19 protein-coding genes and 1 pseudogene are annotated in these 16,659 nt (G+C 69.9%); 19 read left to right on the forward strand and 1 reads right to left on the reverse strand.

All coding sequences use genetic code 11. The annotated features are described in order from the left end of the window. The first annotated feature begins 99 nt into the window (after positions 1-99). From proS to ABZ208_RS17215, 18 genes and pseudogenes are all read left to right on the forward strand, one after another. Positions 100-1,512, forward strand: a complete 1,413-nt coding sequence (proS, locus tag ABZ208_RS17130) for a proline--tRNA ligase (RefSeq protein ID WP_356910276.1) — start codon at positions 100-102, stop codon at positions 1,510-1,512. Between the two features lie 210 nt (positions 1,513-1,722). Next, positions 1,723-2,352 (forward strand): hypothetical protein, encoded by a 630-nt coding sequence (locus ABZ208_RS17135; protein ID WP_328395954.1) that lies wholly within the window; start codon positions 1,723-1,725, stop codon positions 2,350-2,352. A 282-nt stretch (positions 2,353-2,634) separates the two neighbouring features. Next, on the forward strand, positions 2,635-3,075 hold the full coding sequence (gene rpsP / locus ABZ208_RS17140) for a 30S ribosomal protein S16 (RefSeq protein WP_328395952.1): 441 nt from the start codon (positions 2,635-2,637) through the stop codon (positions 3,073-3,075). A gap of 2 nt (positions 3,076-3,077) precedes the next feature. Continuing rightward, entirely contained in the window at positions 3,078-3,317 is a 240-nt protein-coding gene (locus ABZ208_RS17145) for an RNA-binding protein (RefSeq protein ID WP_005311361.1), read from the forward strand. Positions 3,318-3,395: 78 nt separating this feature from the next. Continuing rightward, positions 3,396-3,956, forward strand: coding sequence for a ribosome maturation factor RimM (gene rimM / locus ABZ208_RS17150; protein WP_356910277.1), 561 nt, complete (start codon positions 3,396-3,398; stop codon positions 3,954-3,956). Beyond that, on the forward strand, positions 3,956-4,777 hold the full coding sequence (gene trmD, locus ABZ208_RS17155; protein WP_356910278.1) for a tRNA (guanosine(37)-N1)-methyltransferase TrmD: 822 nt from the start codon (positions 3,956-3,958) through the stop codon (positions 4,775-4,777). The genes rimM and trmD overlap by 1 nt, the downstream gene beginning before the upstream one ends. Positions 4,778-4,909: 132 nt before the next feature. After that, positions 4,910-5,260 (forward strand): 50S ribosomal protein L19, encoded by a 351-nt coding sequence (rplS, locus tag ABZ208_RS17160; protein WP_328395946.1) that lies wholly within the window; start codon positions 4,910-4,912, stop codon positions 5,258-5,260. 71 nt (positions 5,261-5,331) lie between these two features. Beyond that, positions 5,332-6,117: a signal peptidase I gene (gene lepB / locus ABZ208_RS17165; protein WP_356910279.1), complete on the forward strand. Its 786-nt coding sequence runs from the start codon at positions 5,332-5,334 to the stop codon at positions 6,115-6,117. Continuing rightward, positions 6,110-7,121: pseudogene (lepB, locus tag ABZ208_RS17170) on the forward strand (signal peptidase I). The gene lepB (ABZ208_RS17165) and the pseudogene lepB (ABZ208_RS17170) overlap by 8 nt, the downstream one beginning before the upstream one ends. Beyond that, positions 7,090-8,001 carry a signal peptidase I gene (gene lepB, locus ABZ208_RS17175; RefSeq protein WP_356910306.1) on the forward strand — a complete coding sequence of 304 codons (912 nt, stop codon included), beginning with the start codon at positions 7,090-7,092 and terminating at the stop codon, positions 7,999-8,001. Before lepB (ABZ208_RS17170) ends, lepB (ABZ208_RS17175) begins: the two are co-directional and overlap by 32 nt. 71 nt (positions 8,002-8,072) lie before the next feature. Continuing rightward, entirely contained in the window at positions 8,073-8,813 is a 741-nt protein-coding gene (gene lepB, locus ABZ208_RS17180; protein ID WP_356910280.1) for a signal peptidase I, read from the forward strand. Further along, positions 8,803-9,318 carry an NUDIX hydrolase gene (locus ABZ208_RS17185; protein WP_356910281.1) on the forward strand — a complete coding sequence of 172 codons (516 nt, stop codon included), beginning with the start codon at positions 8,803-8,805 and terminating at the stop codon, positions 9,316-9,318. Before lepB (ABZ208_RS17180) ends, ABZ208_RS17185 begins: the two co-directional genes overlap by 11 nt. A gap of 55 nt (positions 9,319-9,373) precedes the next feature. Further along, complete coding sequence (locus ABZ208_RS17190; protein ID WP_055510545.1) at positions 9,374-9,682, forward strand: DUF2469 domain-containing protein; 309 nt, start codon at positions 9,374-9,376, stop codon at positions 9,680-9,682. Positions 9,683-9,876: 194 nt separating this feature from the next. After that, on the forward strand, positions 9,877-10,239 hold the full coding sequence (locus ABZ208_RS17195; RefSeq protein ID WP_356910282.1) for a YraN family protein: 363 nt from the start codon (positions 9,877-9,879) through the stop codon (positions 10,237-10,239). Continuing rightward, on the forward strand, positions 10,239-11,861 hold the full coding sequence (locus ABZ208_RS17200) for a YifB family Mg chelatase-like AAA ATPase (protein WP_356910283.1): 1,623 nt from the start codon (positions 10,239-10,241) through the stop codon (positions 11,859-11,861). Before ABZ208_RS17195 ends, ABZ208_RS17200 begins: the two co-directional genes overlap by 1 nt. A gap of 30 nt (positions 11,862-11,891) precedes the next feature. Then, the gene (dprA, locus tag ABZ208_RS17205; protein ID WP_356910284.1) at positions 11,892-13,058 is read left to right on the forward strand and encodes a DNA-processing protein DprA; all 1,167 of its coding nucleotides are present in this window, start codon (positions 11,892-11,894) and stop codon (positions 13,056-13,058) included. Positions 13,059-13,307: 249 nt separating this feature from the next. Then, complete coding sequence (whiG, locus tag ABZ208_RS17210; RefSeq protein WP_356910285.1) at positions 13,308-14,144, forward strand: RNA polymerase sigma factor WhiG; 837 nt, start codon at positions 13,308-13,310, stop codon at positions 14,142-14,144. A gap of 61 nt (positions 14,145-14,205) precedes the next feature. Next, positions 14,206-14,763: a helix-turn-helix domain-containing protein gene (locus tag ABZ208_RS17215; protein WP_356910307.1), complete on the forward strand. Its 558-nt coding sequence runs from the start codon at positions 14,206-14,208 to the stop codon at positions 14,761-14,763. Here the strand turns inward: ABZ208_RS17215 and ABZ208_RS17220 are convergent. Continuing rightward, the gene (locus ABZ208_RS17220; RefSeq protein WP_356910286.1) at positions 14,711-15,493 is read right to left on the reverse strand and encodes a M23 family metallopeptidase; all 783 of its coding nucleotides are present in this window, start codon (positions 15,491-15,493) and stop codon (positions 14,711-14,713) included. The two genes, ABZ208_RS17215 and ABZ208_RS17220, sit on opposite strands and share 53 nt — an antisense overlap. A 259-nt stretch (positions 15,494-15,752) precedes the next feature. Here ABZ208_RS17220 and rpsB point away from each other — a divergent pair, with 259 nt between their 5' ends. Next, the gene (gene rpsB / locus ABZ208_RS17225; protein ID WP_328395926.1) at positions 15,753-16,658 is read left to right on the forward strand and encodes a 30S ribosomal protein S2; all 906 of its coding nucleotides are present in this window, start codon (positions 15,753-15,755) and stop codon (positions 16,656-16,658) included. Position 16,659 lies beyond the last annotated feature (1 nt).

Genomic DNA, 16,659 nt, shown 5'->3' on the forward strand with positions numbered 1-16,659 from the left:
CCAGGGGTCGTGCGCCACTGGCTTGTGTACCAGGGGCGTACGCCCCCGGCAGCCTGGACGATTCACATATAGGTCCCGTGTCGCCGTACCATGCGCGCCATGGCTAAGGCACCCGTTCTCACGCCCCAGGCGGAAGACTTCCCACGCTGGTACCAGGACCTGATCAACAAGGCCGAACTGGCGGACAACGGCCCGGTGCGCGGCACCATGGTCATCCGACCGTACGGCTACGGCCTGTGGGAGCGGATGCAGCAGGAGATGGACGCCCGCATCAAGGACGCGGGCGCTCAGAACGCCTACTTCCCGCTCTTCATCCCCCAGTCTTACCTGACCCGGGAAGCTGAGCATGTCGAGGGCTTCGCGCCCGAGCTCGCGGTGGTCACGCACGGTGGCGGCAAGGAGCTCGAGGAGCCGGTCGTGGTGCGGCCGACCTCCGAGACGATCATCAACGACTACTTCTCGAAGTGGGTGCAGAGCTACCGCGACCTGCCGCTGCTGATCAACCAGTGGGCGAACGTGGTGCGTTGGGAGATGCGGCCGCGTGTCTTCCTGCGGACGACGGAATTCCTCTGGCAGGAGGGCCACACGGCGCACGCCACGTACGAGGACGCCCGCGACTATGCCGCGTACATCCACAAGGAGGTGTACGCGGACTTCATGGTCAATGTGCTGGGCATCGATGTGGTGCTCGGCCGCAAGACGCCCAAGGAGCGCTTCGCCGGGGCGATCAACACCCTCACGCTCGAAGGCATGATGGGCGACGGCAAGGCCCTTCAGCTGGGGACGAGTCACGAGCTCGGCACCAACTTCGCCAAGGCGTTCAACACCTCGTACCTGTCCAAGGAGGGGCACCAGGAGCTGGTCTGGCAGACCTCCTGGGGTGTGTCGACGCGCATGGTCGGCGGTCTGATCATGTCGCACGGTGACGACAACGGCCTGCGCGTCCCGCCGCGGCTGGCAGCCGTACAGGTCGTCGTGATGGCCATCAAGGGTGACGAGGCGGTCGCCAAGGTCCGGGAGCTCGGCGAGGCGCTGAAGGCGGCGGGTCTGCGGGTGCACGTCGACGACCGCGTCGACACCCCGTTCGGCCGCCGGGCGGTCGACTGGGAGCTCAAGGGCGTTCCGGTACGCATCGAGATCGGCCCGCGGGACCTGGAGGCGGGCACCGCGATGCTGGCCCGCCGTATCCCTGGGGGCAAGGAGCCGGTGAGCATCGAGTCGCTCGTCGCTCTGCTGCCGAAGATCCTCGAGGACGACCAGGCGCTGCTGCTCGAGCAGTCCCGGTCCCGTCGCGAGGCCCGTACCAGCGACGTCACGACGATCGAGGAGGCCGCCGAGGCCGCGGTCGCCGGCGGCTGGGCCCGTATGCCGTGGGCCGCACTGGGTGAGGACGGGGAGGCCAGGCTCGCGGAGCAGGCCGTGTCGGTGCGGTGTCTGGTGGCCGAGGACGGGTCGGTGCCCGACGCCGACGACGCGCCGGGTACCGTCGCTCTGGTGGCCCGCGCCTACTGACGTTCCGCCCTGCCGGGCGGGTGTCGCGGAGGAGCGGCGGCCGCCCGGTGGCACGCGGGAGCACGCGCCGGGGCGTACGTGCGGGATCGCACCACCTTGGTGGGAGAAGCGCTGCTTCTCCCGAGATCTGCGCAGATCAGCGCACTCGCCCTCGTCGGTCCCCATCAAGGCAACTGACGGGTACGTGCAAATTATTTGGGATGGCCCGGAATGGAACCCGGGGGCACTTCGGCTCGTTATCACGACGTGAGCACGACACCACCTGTTCTCGCCGCAGAGCTGGCACAGGCGTGGGCCGACATTCAGCGGCACCACCCTGAGCTGCCGGATCTTGCCGCGCCCGAGTCCCTGATCGGAGAGTCGTCGTCCGCCTGTGGCGCCGAGCTCTCCTTCGAGCGACTGCTTCACGAAGCAGTCCACGGCATTGCCGCCGCAAGGGGTGTCCGTGACACCTCGCGCGCCGGCCGCTACCACAACCGCCGATTCCTTGCGATCGCCGAGGAGATGGGCCTGGACCATTCGGACGAGCCGCACCCCAGCAGCGGCTTCTCCCTGGTCACGCTCAATCCCGACGCGAAGCGGCGGTACCGCCCCACGATCGAGCGGCTGCAGCGTGCCCTGAAGGCACACACCGTTGCCACGGCATCGGACACCAAGCGCACCTTCCGCGGGCCGGCCGCCCGGCACGGCTCCTCGGGCGGCGGCGTGCGGGTCAAGGCCGTCTGCGACTGCGGCCGCAATGTCAGAGTCGTTCCGTCGGTCCTCGCCCAGGCGCCGATCGTCTGCGGCGGATGCGGCAAACCCTTCCGCATCCCGGAAGTGGTGGGCGCGGCGAGCTGATCGCCCGCACCGGTGCGATCGAGCCGGAGTAAGCGCGCCAACGGCATCCACATCCGCATCCGGGCCTCCCCTCCCTTCGGCGGGGATCCCCCACAGGGGCGTCCGGCCCCGGCCCGGTGAGGATGTGTTCTGGGCGTATGGCACAATGGCTAGCTGTACTCGACAGCCGCACAGGAACCCTCTCGCCTCCGGCTGACGCGTCCATCGGGCACCCCGAGTACCGCAACCCCACGTGGCATCTCGTTGTGCCCAACCACGTCAAGACCAGGAGACACCACTCCCGTGGCAGTCAAGATCAAGCTGAAGCGTCTCGGCAAGATTCGCCAGCCCCACTACCGCATCGTCGTCGCCGACTCCCGTACCCGCCGTGACGGCCGGGCCATCGAGGAGATCGGTCTGTACCACCCGACGTACAACCCGTCGCGCATCGAGGTCGACTCGGAGCGTGCGCAGTACTGGCTGTCCGTCGGCGCCCAGCCGACCGAGCCGGTCATGGCCATCCTGAAGCTCACCGGCGACTGGCAGAAGCACAAGGGCCTCCCGGCCCCGGCGCCGCTGCTGCAGCCGGCGACGAAGGAGGACAAGCGCGCTTCCTTCGACGCCTTCGCCAAGGCTCTCGAGGGTGACGACGCCAAGGGTGAGGCCATCACCCCGAAGGCGAAGAAGGCCGACAAGAAGGCGGACGAGGCCGAGGCCGCTCCCGCCGAGTCGACCGAGGCCTGAGCATGCTCGAGGAGGCTCTCGAGCACCTCGTGAAGGGCATCGTCGACAACCCGGACGATGTGCAGGTGGCTTCGCGCAATCTGCGCCGCGGCCGCGTGCTGGAGGTCCGGGTGCACCCCGACGATCTCGGTAAGGTGATCGGCCGCAACGGCCGCACCGCTCGCGCCCTGCGTACCGTCGTGGGCGCAATCGGCGGCCGTGGCATCCGCGTCGACCTCGTCGACGTGGACCAGGTTCGCTGACAGATCGAACACCGGCTCGGGCCGGGGAGGGCCTACGGGCCCGCCCCGGCCCGTAGTCGTATCGAAGGAGAAACAAGCGTGCAGCTGGTAGTCGCGCGGATCGGCCGCGCCCACGGCATCAAGGGCGAGGTCACCGTCGAGGTGCGCACGGACGAGCCGGAGCTGAGGCTCGGACCCGGCGCCGTGCTGGCCACGGACCCGGCCGGGACCGGACCGCTGACCATCGAGACCGGCCGGGTGCACAGCGGGCGGCTGCTGCTGCGCTTCGAGGGTGTGAAGGACCGCAACGCGGCCGAGGCGCTGCGTAACACCCTGCTGATCGCCGAGGTCGACCCCGAGGAGCTCCCCGCGGAGCCTGACGAGTACTACGACCACCAGCTGATGGACCTCGACGTGGTCCTCGCCGACGGCACCGAGATCGGGCGGATCACCGAGATCAGCCATCTGCCCTCGCAGGACCTGTTCATCGTGGAGCGGCCCGACGGCAGCGAAGTGATGATCCCGTTCGTCGAGGAGATCGTCACGGAGATCGACCTCACCGAGCAGAAGGCCGTCATCGACCCGCCGCCCGGCCTGATCGACGACAGTGAGGCCGAGGTCGCTTCGACGCGGGACGAGCCGTCGAGGGACGAGAACTGATGCGGCTCGACGTCATCACGATCTTCCCCGAGTACCTGGAGCCGCTGAACGTCTCCCTCGTCGGCAAGGCCCGCGCACGCGGCCGGCTCGACGTGCAGGTGCACGATCTGCGGACCTGGACGTACGACCGCCACAACACGGTCGACGACACCCCCTACGGCGGCGGCCCCGGCATGGTCATGAAGACCGAGCCCTGGGGCGACTCCCTCGACGACATCCTGGCCGACGGTTACGAGTCGGGCGCGCGGCAGCCGGTCCTGGTGGTGCCCACGCCCAGCGGGCGCCCCTTCACCCAGGAACTCGCCGTCGAGCTCTCCGAGTGCCCCTGGCTGATCTTCACCCCCGCCCGCTACGAAGGCATCGACCGCCGGGTCGTCGACGAGTACGCGACCCGGATGCCGGTCCACGAAGTGTCGATCGGGGACTATGTGCTGGCCGGCGGCGAGGCGGCCGTACTGGTGATCACCGAGGCCGTGGCCCGGCTGCTGCCCGGAGTCCTCGGCAACGCCGAATCCCACCGGGACGACTCGTTCGCCCCCGGTGCGATGGCCGATCTGCTGGAGGGGCCCGTCTACACCAAGCCCCCGACCTGGCGCGGCCGCACGATCCCCGACGTCCTGGTCAGCGGCCACCATGGCAAGATCGCGCGCTGGCGGCGGGACGAGGCCTTCCGCCGGACCGCGCTCAACCGGCCTGATCTGATCGAGCGTTGCGACGCCGCCGGCTTCGACAAGAAGGACCGGGAGATCCTGTCGATGCTGGGCTGGGCGCCCGAGCCGGGCGGCCGATTTTGGCGCAGGCCCGAGGCCATGGAAGAATGAGCCGCTGCTGTGCGTCCGGCCGGCGCCCCTGCCACAGGGGGAACGACGCCCGCCCGACGTGGACAGCGCACCGACATCTCATCCCGATCATTCCGCTGATGACCTGTGGCATCGGCGAGGAAGCAGACCACCATGGCTCACCTGCTCGACAACGTCAACGCCGCTTCGCTGCGCACCGACGTCCCGGCCTTCCGTCCCGGCGACACCGTGAACGTCCACGTGCGTGTCATCGAGGGCAACCGCTCCCGTATCCAGCAGTTCAAGGGCGTTGTCATCCGCCGTCAGGGCGCGGGCGTGAGCGAGACCTTCACGGTCCGCAAGGTCAGCTTCTCCGTCGGCGTCGAGCGCACCTTCCCGGTGCACAGCCCGATCTTCGAGAAGATCGAGCTCGTCACTCGCGGTGACGTCCGTCGCGCCAAGCTGTACTACCTGCGCGAGCTGCGCGGCAAGGCCGCGAAGATCAAGGAGAAGCGCGACAACTGAGCTGCGGTTCATGCGTGCGCGCAAGCTTCTGATGTAACCCACATAGGGTGGCCGGATAGGCTTCCCCCTTGATGGACACCGAAGCAAAGCACACGGAGCGCGACCGCACCTCCACCCCCGAAGCCGGGGATGAGGAGGTGCGGTCGCGCTCCGCGCGTTTTCCGGGCCGCTCCACGTCCCGTATGTCCCTGCGCACGGCCGGGCTGATCGGCGTCGCCTGCACCGTTTTCGTCCTGCTGCTCAGCAGTTTCGTGATGCAGCCGTTCCAGATCCCCAGCAGCTCGATGGAGCCCACCCTCGCGGTCGGTGACCGGGTGCTGGTGAACAAACTGGCCTACGGATCCGGCTCCGGACCCGAGCGCGGAGACGTGATCGTCTTCGACGGTACGGGCTCCTTCGTGCAGGAAGGGGTGGCCGAGAACCCGGTCAGCGCGACCGTACGCGAAGGGCTTGCCGCGCTCGGTCTCGCCGAGCCCGCGGAGACCGACTTCATCAAGCGTGTGATCGGTGTGGGCGGGGACCGGGTTGTCTGCTGCGACAAGGGGGGCAGGGTCGAGGTGAACGGCGTACCGGTCGAGGAGAGATATCTGCACCCCGACGGCACCGCGTCGGAGGTGCCCTTCGACATCGTGGTGCCCGACGGCACCCTCTGGGTCATGGGCGACCACCGCACCGCCTCGCGCGACTCCCGTGACCACCTCGGGGAGCCGGGCGGCGGCATGGTGCCCGTCGACAAGGTGATCGGCCGGGCGGACTGGATCGCCTGGCCCGTGGGCCGCTGGACCTCTCTCGACTCCGGCGCCGCCTTCGCGGACGTGCCTCAGGTGCCACGGACGCCGGGCGGCGGCCATGGGTAACCGCGGCCGCCATGGCAGCCACCGGTCCGACACCCGGCTGCCGACCGGGACACGGCCGACGAACGGCGCACGGCCGCTGCCGGGCCGCGCCGAGCGACGCCGGCTGGCACAGAAGGTCAAGCGCAAGCGCCGCCGCTCGGCGGTCAAGGAGGTCCCCCTCCTGATCTCCGTGGCGCTGCTGATAGCCCTGGTGCTGAAGTCCTTCCTGGTGCAGGCCTTCGTGATCCCCTCGGGCTCGATGGAGCAGACCATACAGATCCAGGACCGCGTGCTGGTGGACAAGCTCACCCCGTGGTTCGGCTCGAAGCCGCAGCGCGGCGATGTGGTCGTCTTCAAGGACCCGGGCGGCTGGCTGCCGCCGGACGAGGCCAAGAAGGCCGAGGACCCGATCGTCGTCAAGCAGGTCAAGCAGGGGCTGACCTTCATCGGACTGCTGCCCTCGGACAACGAGAAGGACCTCATCAAGCGTGTCATCGCCGTCGGCGGGGACCGGGTGGTCTGCTGTGACAGCGGCGGGCGGGTCAGCGTCAACGGCGTACCGCTCAATGAGCCGTATCTGCACCCTGGAAACGTTCCTTCGACACTGAAGTTCGATGTGCAGGTCCCGGCCGGGCGGCTGTTCGTGATGGGTGACCACCGGTCCGACTCGGCCGACTCCCGCTTCCACCTCGACGAGGTGGGCCAGGGAACGGTCTCCGAGGAGCAGGTGGTGGGCCGTGCGGTCGTCATCGCCTGGCCGTTGAACCACTGGCGCAAGCTGGAGGAGAACGACACCTACGCATCCGTGCCCGACGCGCGCGGCGGGGCGACGGCGGCGCTGTCCTCGTCGCATAGTGTGTCCACTCAGGATCACCATCGAATGATCCTGCTCCCGAGCCCTGCGGAACTCCCGCTCGTTATGGGAGTGGTGGGTCTGCTCCTTCTCGCGGGCAGGCGGTTCGCACGGAGTAGTGAGGAGTGGATGTGGGGGATGTGGCGGTCGACGCGCGTTCCGGACACGATGAACCCGATGAGAGGCCTGGGCGACACCCGGGGGCGACGTCGGCAGTGACGGACGACTCGGAGCACACCACCGGGGGCGACGACGGATCCTCGGAGGGCAGCGGTACGGGACAGAAGAAGCAGCGATCCTTCTGGAAGGAACTGCCGCTCCTGATCGGTATCGCGCTGCTGCTGGCGCTCCTGATCAAGACCTTCCTGGTGCAGGCCTTCTCGATTCCCTCGGCCTCGATGCAGAACACCCTCCAGCGGGGCGACCGCGTGCTGGTGGACAAGCTCACCCCGTGGTTCGGCTCCGAACCGGAGCGGGGCGAGGTCGTGGTCTTCCACGACCCGGGCGGCTGGCTCGAGGGTGAACCCACCCCGACCCCGAACGTCCTGCAGAAGTTCCTGAGCTTCATCGGCCTCATGCCCTCCTCCGAGGAGAAGGACCTGATCAAGCGGACCATCGCGGTCGCCGGTGACACCGTGGAGTGCAAGAAGGGCGGCCCGGTCAAGGTCAACGGCAAGGCACTCGACGAGCCGTACATCTACCCCGGCAACACGCCCTGCGACGACCAGCCGTTCGGGCCGTTCAAGGTGCCCAAGGACCGGATCTGGGTCATGGGCGACCATCGGCAGAACTCGCAGGACTCCCGGTACCACATGGAGGACAAGAACGGCGGCTTCGTCCCGGTCGACAAGGTCGTCGGACGTGCTGTCGTGGTTGCCTGGCCGCTGAGCCGCTGGTCCACCCTGCCGGTGCCCGAGACCTTCGACCAGCCCGGGATCAACAAGGCCGCTGCTGCCGCCACGACGGCCGCGCCCGCGGCGATGGGCCTCGTCGGCGCGCTGCCGATCGTGCTGTGGCGGAGGAGGCTGACCAGCGGGCGTACCGCCGGGTAGGGTGCCGTCCCAGAACACCGATCCCCGGGGGCGACCCACGGGATCGGACCTCCGAGGAGAGGAGCGCTGGGATGAGCGGAACCGGACGTAACGACGACGGCCACGGCCGTCTCGGCAGTGTGCTGTCGGGGCTGGCCGTGGCCGTCGGCTGTGTGCTCTTCCTCGGCGGCTTCGTCTGGGGAGCCCTCGTGTACCAGCCGTACACCGTGCCCACCGACTCGATGTCCCCCACCGTGCAGGTGGGGGAACGGGTGCTGGGGGAGCGGATAGACGGCGCCGAGGTCCGGCGCGGGGACATCGTCGTGTTCCGCGACAAGCAGTGGGGCGACATGCCCATGGTCAAGCGGGTGGTCGGTGTCGGCGGTGACACGATCGCCTGCTGCGGCGACGGCGGTCGGCTGACCGTGAACGGCAAGGAGATCGACGAGCCGTACCTCCACGACTCCGGGCCCGCCGCGCAGAAGTTCAACGCCGATGTGCCCGAGGGGCAGCTGTTCATGCTCGGCGACGCGCGCAAGGGCTCGATCGACTCCCGGGAGCATCTGCAGGACCCCGGTCAGGGTTCCGTCCCGCGCTCGGCCGTGGACGCCAGGCTGGACGCCGTGGCCTGGCCGCTGAACCGCGGCATGCTGGACCGGCCCGAGGGCTTCGCTGTGCTGGAGGGCGGGATCTCGCAGCCGGGGCCGGTGAAACTGATGGTCGGTGCGGTGGTGACCGGAGCCGTGCTGATCGTGGGCGGCGCCGCGTACGGGCCGCTGGCCGGCAGGTTCGGCGGACGGCGGCGCGAGAAGGCCCTCGCCGGTGTCGGCTGAGAATGCGCGGGCCGAAGGCGGGGCCGGCCTGAGGAAGGTGTCGAGGGTCGTACTGCTCGACCCCCACGACCGCATTCTGCTGCTGCACGGGTACGAGCCGGCCGATCCGGACGACAGCTGGTGGTTCACTCCCGGCGGTGGTCTGGAGGGCGACGAGACCCGTGAAGAGGCCGCCCTGCGCGAGCTGGCCGAGGAGACCGGCATCACAGAGGTGGAGCTGGGGCCCGTGCTGTGGCGCCGGCACTGCTCGTTCCCCTTCGACGGCCGCCGCTGGGACCAGGACGAGTGGTACTTCCTGGGACGTACCGCGCAGACGGTGACCGCGCCCGGCGGGCTGACCGAGCTGGAGCAGCGCAGTGTTGCCGGGCTGAGGTGGTGGACCTCCGCCGAACTGTCGGCGGCGCGTGAGACGGTGTACCCGACCAGGCTCGCCGAACTGCTGCGTACGCTGCTCGACGAGGGTCCTCCGAGTACGCCGGTGATCCTGGCTCCCGAAATCGTCTAGGGGTGCCGGGGGCTGGAGCACAATAGGGGGACGCAAGGCTGAAGGGGAACATGCCATGAGCGCCGAGGACCTCGAGAAGTACGAGACCGAGATGGAGCTGAAGCTCTACCGGGAGTACCGCGACGTCGTCGGGCTGTTCAAATACGTGATCGAGACCGAGCGTCGTTTCTACCTCACCAATGACTACGAGATGCAGGTGCACTCGGTGCAGGGCGAGGTCTTCTTCGAAGTCTCCATGGCCGACGCCTGGGTCTGGGACATGTACCGACCGGCCAGATTCGTCAAGCAGGTCCGTGTGCTGACCTTCAAGGACGTGAACATCGAGGAGCTCAACAAGAGCGACCTCGAGCTTCCGAGCAGCTGATTCCCCGCTGCTGCCGGCCGTCCGGCCGCCCGGCCCGTGCCTCTCCGTGGCCGGCCTGAGAGCTGCCGTCTCCGGCGCCCGGGCTGTTGATCCCTCTTACGGGTGACGGGGTTGTCCACAGCGGGAGGGTTGTCCACCAAGATCCACAAGTGAGGTTCGGACGCGTCACAGTCGGTGCCGGAGGTGGTGCCGAAATGAACGCGACGGGGGCACTGGGACGGTACGGCGAGGACCTGGCGGCACGGCTGCTGACCAGGACCGGTATGACACTGCTCGCGCGGAACTGGCGCTGCGGGCGGGTCGGCGAGATCGACATCGTGGCCCGGGACGGCGACACGGTGGTCGTCTGCGAGGTCAAGACCCGCCGGGCGGGATCGTTCCAGCATCCGATGGCCGCGATCACACCGGCCAAGGCGCAGCGGCTCAGGCAGCTCGCCGCGTGCTGGCTGGAGCGGCACGGGGGACCGCCGAACGGCGGAGTGCGCGTCGACCTGGTGGGAGTGGTGCTGCCCAGGCGCGGCGCGGCCCTCGTGGAGCATGCCAAGGGGGTGGCCTGATGGGGTTCGCACGCGCATGCTCCGTGGCCCTGGTGGGGGTCGAGGGCGTGGTGGTCGAGGTCCAGGCGGACCTGGAACCAGGAGTGGCGGCGTTCACGCTCGTGGGGCTGCCGGACAAGAGCCTGGTGGAGAGCCGTGACCGGGTGCGGGCGGCGGTGGTCAACTCCGGCGCGGAGTGGCCGCAGAAGAAGCTCACTGTCGGGCTCAGTCCGGCGTCCGTGCCCAAGGGCGGCAGCGGTTTCGACCTGGCCGTGGCCTGTGCAGTGCTGGGTGCGGCCGAGCGGATCGACCCCAGCCGGATCGCGGATCTGGTGCTGATCGGGGAGCTGGGACTCGACGGACGGGTCAGACCGGTGCGCGGGGTGCTCCCCGCAGTACTCGCGGCGGCCGAAGCCGGGTACCGGCAGGTGGTCGTCCCCGAGCGGACAGCGGGGGAGGCGTCCCTCGTACCGGGGATCTCGGTCCTGGGCGTTCGGAGCCTGCGCCAGCTCATCGCCGTGCTGGCCGACGAACCGGTGCCGGACGAGGAGCCGGTGGAGGAGGGCCGGCCCGACGCGATGCTCGCGGGGCTGCTGGTGCCGGGAGCGGGCCTCGGCGCGGGGCCGGCCGCGGAACAGGCGGACGCCCCCGATCTTGCGGATGTCGCCGGGCAGCACCGGGCGCGCACCGGGCTGGAGGTCGCCGCGGCGGGCGGACACCATCTGCTGCTGTCCGGTCCGCCCGGTGCGGGCAAGACGATGCTCGCCGAGCGGCTGCCGGCCGTGCTGCCGCCTCTCAGCCGGCGGCAATCCCTGGAGGTCACGGCGGTGCACTCGGTGGCGGGCATCCTGCCGCCGGGTGAACCGCTGGTGCGCAGGGCGCCGTACTGCGCACCCCATCACTCGGCGACCATGCAATCACTGGTGGGCGGAGGCAACGGGCTGCCGAGACCCGGGGCGGTCTCGCTGGCCCATCGGGGAGTGCTCTTTCTGGACGAGGCGCCGGAGTTCTCCGGCAAGGCGCTCGATGCGCTGCGCCAGCCGCTCGAGTCGGGCCATGTCGTGATCGCCAGGAGCGCGGGCGTGGTGCGGCTGCCGGCGAGATTCCTGATGGTGCTGGCCGCCAATCCCTGTCCATGCGGACGGCACACCCTGCACGGGGCGGGCTGTGAATGCCCGGCCGCGGTGATCCGGCGCTACCAGGCCAGGCTGTCCGGGCCGCTGCTCGACCGGGTCGATCTGCGGATCGAGGTCGAGCCGGTGAGCCGGTCCGATCTGCTGGGCGGTGCGGGCGGTGGCAGCCGCGGGGAGTCGACGGCGGTGGTCGCCGCCCGCGTGCAGGAGGCCAGGGCAAGGGCGGCCACCCGCCTGGAGGGCACGCCGTGGACGGTCAACAGCGAGGTGCCGGGCCATGAGCTGCGTACCCGCTGGGGGCCTGCCCCCGGCGCGCTGGCCGCGGCCGAGCGGGACGTGGAACGGGGCCTGCTGACCGCTCGAGGTCTGGACCGGGTGCTGCGGGTCGCCTGGACGGTCGCCGACCTGGCCGGGCGTGACCGCCCCGAGGCCCAGGATGTGGCGCTCGCCCTGGAGCTGCGTACCGGCATCGCCCGGGGGATCCCCGCCCAGATCGGGGCCGCGCTGTGAGCGGAGGGCAGGGGCACACGGGGGTGGATCGTGTCCGGTGAGGTGAGCGAGGGGGAGCGGGCGGCGCGGGCCGCGCTGACGCGGGTGCTGGAGCCGGGGGACGAGCGCGGCGGACGGTGGCTGCGAGAGTTCGGCGCGGAGGGCGTGCTGGCGCTGCTGACATCGCAGGACTGCCGGAAAGGCGCACTGCCCGGCGTCACGGAGACACGGCTGCGCGGGCTGCGGGCGCGGACCGCGGGGGTGATACCGGAGCGGGATCTGGACGCGGTGCGTGCGCTCGGAGGACGGTTCATCGTGCCCGGCGATGCCGAGTGGCCGAGCCAGCTCGACGACCTGGGAGATGCCCGGCCCCTCGGACTGTGGCTGCGAGGCCGACCCGACCTGCGGAAATGGGCGTTGAGTTCGGTGGCCGTGGTCGGCGCCAGGGCTTGTACACCGTACGGGTCACATATGGCCTCGGCCCTCGGCACAGGGCTCGCAGAACGCGGCTGGGTGGTCGTGTCGGGTGGTGCGTACGGGGTCGACGGCGCCGCGCACCGTGGCGCACTCGGCGCGGGCGGGGCCACGGTCGCCGTGCTCGCCTGCGGAGTTGACGTCGTCTATCCGCGCGGTCACACCGAACTGATCGGACGCATCGCCGAACAGGGCCTGATCGTCGGCGAGTTGCCGCCGGGCGACCATCCCACGCCGAGCAGGTTCGTCCTCCGCAACCGCGTGATCGCCGCGCTGACCCGGGGCACCGTCGTCGTCGAGGCCGAGTACCGCAGCGGCTCGCTGGTCACCGCGCGCAGCGCTCAGCAGCTGGGGCGCTTCACCATGGGCGTTCCGGGCCCGGTGACCAGCGGGCTGTCGGCAGGCGTGCACGAGCTGCTGCGCGGGGAGGGGGTGCTGGTCACCGACGCGGCCGAAGTGATCGAACTGGTCGGCGGCATGGGCGATCTGGCACCCGCACGCCGGGGGCCCGTACTGCCCAGGGACCTGCTGGATCTCCGCAGCAGACGGGTCCTTGAAGCAATGCCGGCCCGGGGCGCCATGGCCGTGCCGGAGGTGGCGCGGGGTGCGGGCACGACGGCCGACGAGACGCTCGGCAGGCTGTACGAACTGCACTCACTGGGGTTCGTCGAACGGTTGCATGAGGGATGGCGGTTGACGCCCCGGACGAGTCGCGGTTCGAACGCGCGGCGAGGCGGTACTTGACCCGGAGCATTCGGGTGAAAAAGTGAGGCCGATGACCTTCGGAGTCCAGTCTGCGACGCCAGAAGGGCCGGCGCGCGAGGCGTCGGCCCTCGTTCGAAGGTGTGGACGAGGGCGGATACCACCACCGGTTCGTTCCCGCGTTCTTCGGCCACCGCGGCGTCGCACTCACGCTACGCTCACCGGGTTCCGGCCCGAACGGCCCAACCCGCACCCGTCACCCGCTCACAGCAGAACGGCTCAAGGCAACGCATGCCCCAGCACACCTCCGGGTCTGACCGCGCGGCAGCGCCACCCGCTGCCCGTGGCACCGTGCGGCCCCCAGCTCCCTCGTCGCTCGAGGAGCTGTGGCGGTCGTACAAGGCCACGGGTGACGAGCGGCTGCGGGAGCAGTTGATCCTGCACTACTCACCGCTGGTGAAGTACGTCGCGGGCCGGGTCAGCGTCGGGCTGCCGGCCAACGTCGAGCAGGCCGACTTCGTTTCCTCGGGAGTCTTCGGGCTGATCGATGCCATCGAGAAATTCGACATCGAGCGCTCGATCAAGTTCGAGACCTACGCCATCACCCGTATCCGTGGCGCGATGATCGACGAACTGCGTGCCCTGGACTGGATTCCGCGCTCCGTACGGCAGAAGGCCCGAGCCGTGGAGCGGGCGTACGCCACGCTCGAGGCGCAGCTCAGACGGACTCCGTCGGAGTGCGAGGTTGCCGCGGAGATGGGTATCACCGTCGACGAACTGCACGCGGTTTTCAGCCAGTTGTCGCTTGCGAACGTCGTGGCGCTCGAGGAGCTGCTGCATGTCGGCGGCGAGGGCGGTGACCGGCTCAGCCTGATGGACACACTCGAGGACACCGCGGCGGACAATCCCGTCGAGGTCGCCGAGGACCGGGAGCTGCGCAGGCTGCTGGCCCGCGCCATCAACACACTCCCCGAACGGGAGAAGACCGTTGTCACGCTCTACTACTACGAGGGCCTCACCCTCGCCGAGATCGGCCATGTGCTGGGAGTGACCGAGAGCCGGGTCAGCCAGATCCACACCAAGTCGGTGCTGCAGCTGCGGGCGAAGCTGGCCGACGTAGGACGTTGACGCTGAATCGTCCCGGCCTCATCCGTACAGTGGAGGCGTGCCCAGGATTCGAGCGGCCTCCGTGGCCGAGCACCGGACGATGCAGCGAACCGCCCTGCTGGATGCTGCGCGCTCCCTTCTGTCCGAAGGCGGTACGGAGGCGCTGACCTTCCCCGCTCTTGCCGAGCGCACCGGCCTCGCGAGGTCGTCCGTCTACGAGTACTTCCGGTCGCGCGCAGCGGTTGTCGAAGAGCTCTGCGCAGTGGACTTCCCCGTATGGGCGGCCGAGGTCGAAGCCGCCATGGCCAGTGCGGACACGGCAGAGGGCAAGGTCGAGGCGTATGTACGCCGCCAGCTGGAGCTGGTCGGGGACCGCAGGCACCGGGCCGTCGTCGCCATCTCCGCGAGCGAGCTGGACGACCGGGCCCGGGAGAAGATCCGCGCCGCGCACGGCGGGCTGATCGCCATGATCGTCGAGGCCCTGGGGGAGCTGGGCCACGAACAGCCGAGGCTCGCGGCGATGCTCCTGCAGGGCGTCGTGGACGCGGCCGTCCGCCGGATCGAGCTCGGCGCCGCCGAGCATCCGGCTACCGTCGCCGACGCCGCGGTCGCCATGGCGCTGCGGGGCGTACGAGGCTGAGGCCGCACCCGCTACGGCGCTGGGCGCGATGCGCCACGACCGCGACGGCCGTCAGCAGTGCAAGATGCAGAACTCCTGCCGTGCCGGCGACGGCACGCCCTGCCGGCGCCGGCAGGGCGTCGGCGGGCACTGCGGCCGCCGGCGGCACGGGTACACCGAAGACGGGGAGCAGCCGGGACGGCGCACGGCGCAGCATCCAGGGCGGCAGCAGCGACAGCGGGTCCAGATACTCCGTGCCGCGCCGCAGCCCCCAGTGCAGACAGCCCGTGGTGCAGTGGGAGGACCGGGCAACGGCAGCCACGACCTGGCCCGCGGTGACCTCCGTGCCCTCCTCGACCAGCGGCTCGACGGGTTCGTACGTCGTGCGCAACGGCGGGTCACCCGTACCGGTGAGGCTGATGGTGAGCACTCCACGGCCCGCGACCCGGCCCGCGAAGGACACCCGTCCGGACGCCGCGGCCCGCACCGGCGCGCCTGTCGCCGACGCCAGGTCCACACCGCGGTGGCCCCTGCCGTAGGGAGAGGCCGGAGGATCCCACCCGCGCACGACCTCCGGACGCGGAGGCCCCAGAGGCCAGCTGCGAGCCCCGCCGGGGGCCGGACCGGGTTCCCCGGCCCCGCCACGAGCCCCGGCCGAGGCGCCGACCGGAGCCGCCCCGGCAGCCACCGCCGCGACCAGCAGCACGACAAGCACCCGCACACCCAAGGAAACGGAAAGTCTGCAGTTCATGGCATCCACGGTCCCGTGCGCGCCCGATCCGCGCCGATCATGGTCCGGAACTGTGGACAACCGGCCGGTTGTGGACAGCGCCGTCACCCGGCACCGCCCGGGTCCCGTACACTTCTTCTGGCGATCCGGGTCACCGGGTCGACTTCGCACGCCCCGCCACCGAACCCTTTACGGTCACGGTGGCCGCGCTCCTCGGTCCCTTGTGGCACGGCGCGTCGGGGCGTCAGGACATAACCGAGAAACCCAAGGAGATACGGCCATGGCCGTCGTCACGATGCGGGAGCTGCTGGAGAGCGGCGTCCACTTCGGTCACCAGACCCGTCGCTGGAACCCGAAGATGAAGCGCTTCATCTTCACCGAGCGCAACGGCATCTACATCATCGACCTGCTCCAGTCGCTGTCGTACATCGACCGCGCCTACGAGTTCGTCAAGGAGACCGTCGCCCACGGCGGCTCCATCATGTTCGTCGGCACCAAGAAGCAGGCCCAGGAGGCCATCGCCGAGCAGGCGACGCGCGTTGGTATGCCGTACGTCAACCAGCGTTGGCTGGGCGGCATGCTCACCAACTTCTCCACCGTCTACAAGCGTCTGCAGCGCCTCAAGGAGCTCGAGCAGATCGACTTCGAGGATGTGGCCGCCTCCGGTCTCACCAAGAAGGAGCTCCTGGTCCTCTCGCGCGAGAAGGCCAAGCTGGAGAAGACCCTCGGTGGTATCCGCGAGATGCAGAAGGTGCCGAGCGCCGTCTGGATCGTCGACACCAAGAAGGAGCACATCGCCGTCGGTGAGGCGCGCAAGCTCCACATCCCGGTCGTCGCGATCCTCGACACCAACTGCGACCCCGACGAGGTCGACTACAAGATCCCGGGCAACGACGACGCGATCCGCTCCGTCACCCTGCTCACCCGCGTGATCGCCGACGCCGTCGCCGAGGGCCTCATCGCCCGTTCCGGCGCCGCCACCGGCGACTCGAAGCCGGGCGAGAAGGCTGCCGCTGAGCCGCTCGCCGAGTGGGAGCGCGACCTGCTCGAGGGCGAGAAGAAGGCTGACGAGGCCGAGAAGCCTGCTGAGGCTCCGGCCGCTGAGGCCCCGGCTGCCGAGGCTCCGGCTGCCGAGGCTCCGGCTGCCGAGGCCGAGCAGCCGGCCGCGGACGCCGAGCAGGCCTGAC

The organism is Streptomyces sp. NPDC006208, assembly GCF_040613775.1.
Classification (GTDB): Bacteria; Actinomycetota; Actinomycetes; order Streptomycetales; family Streptomycetaceae; genus Streptomyces.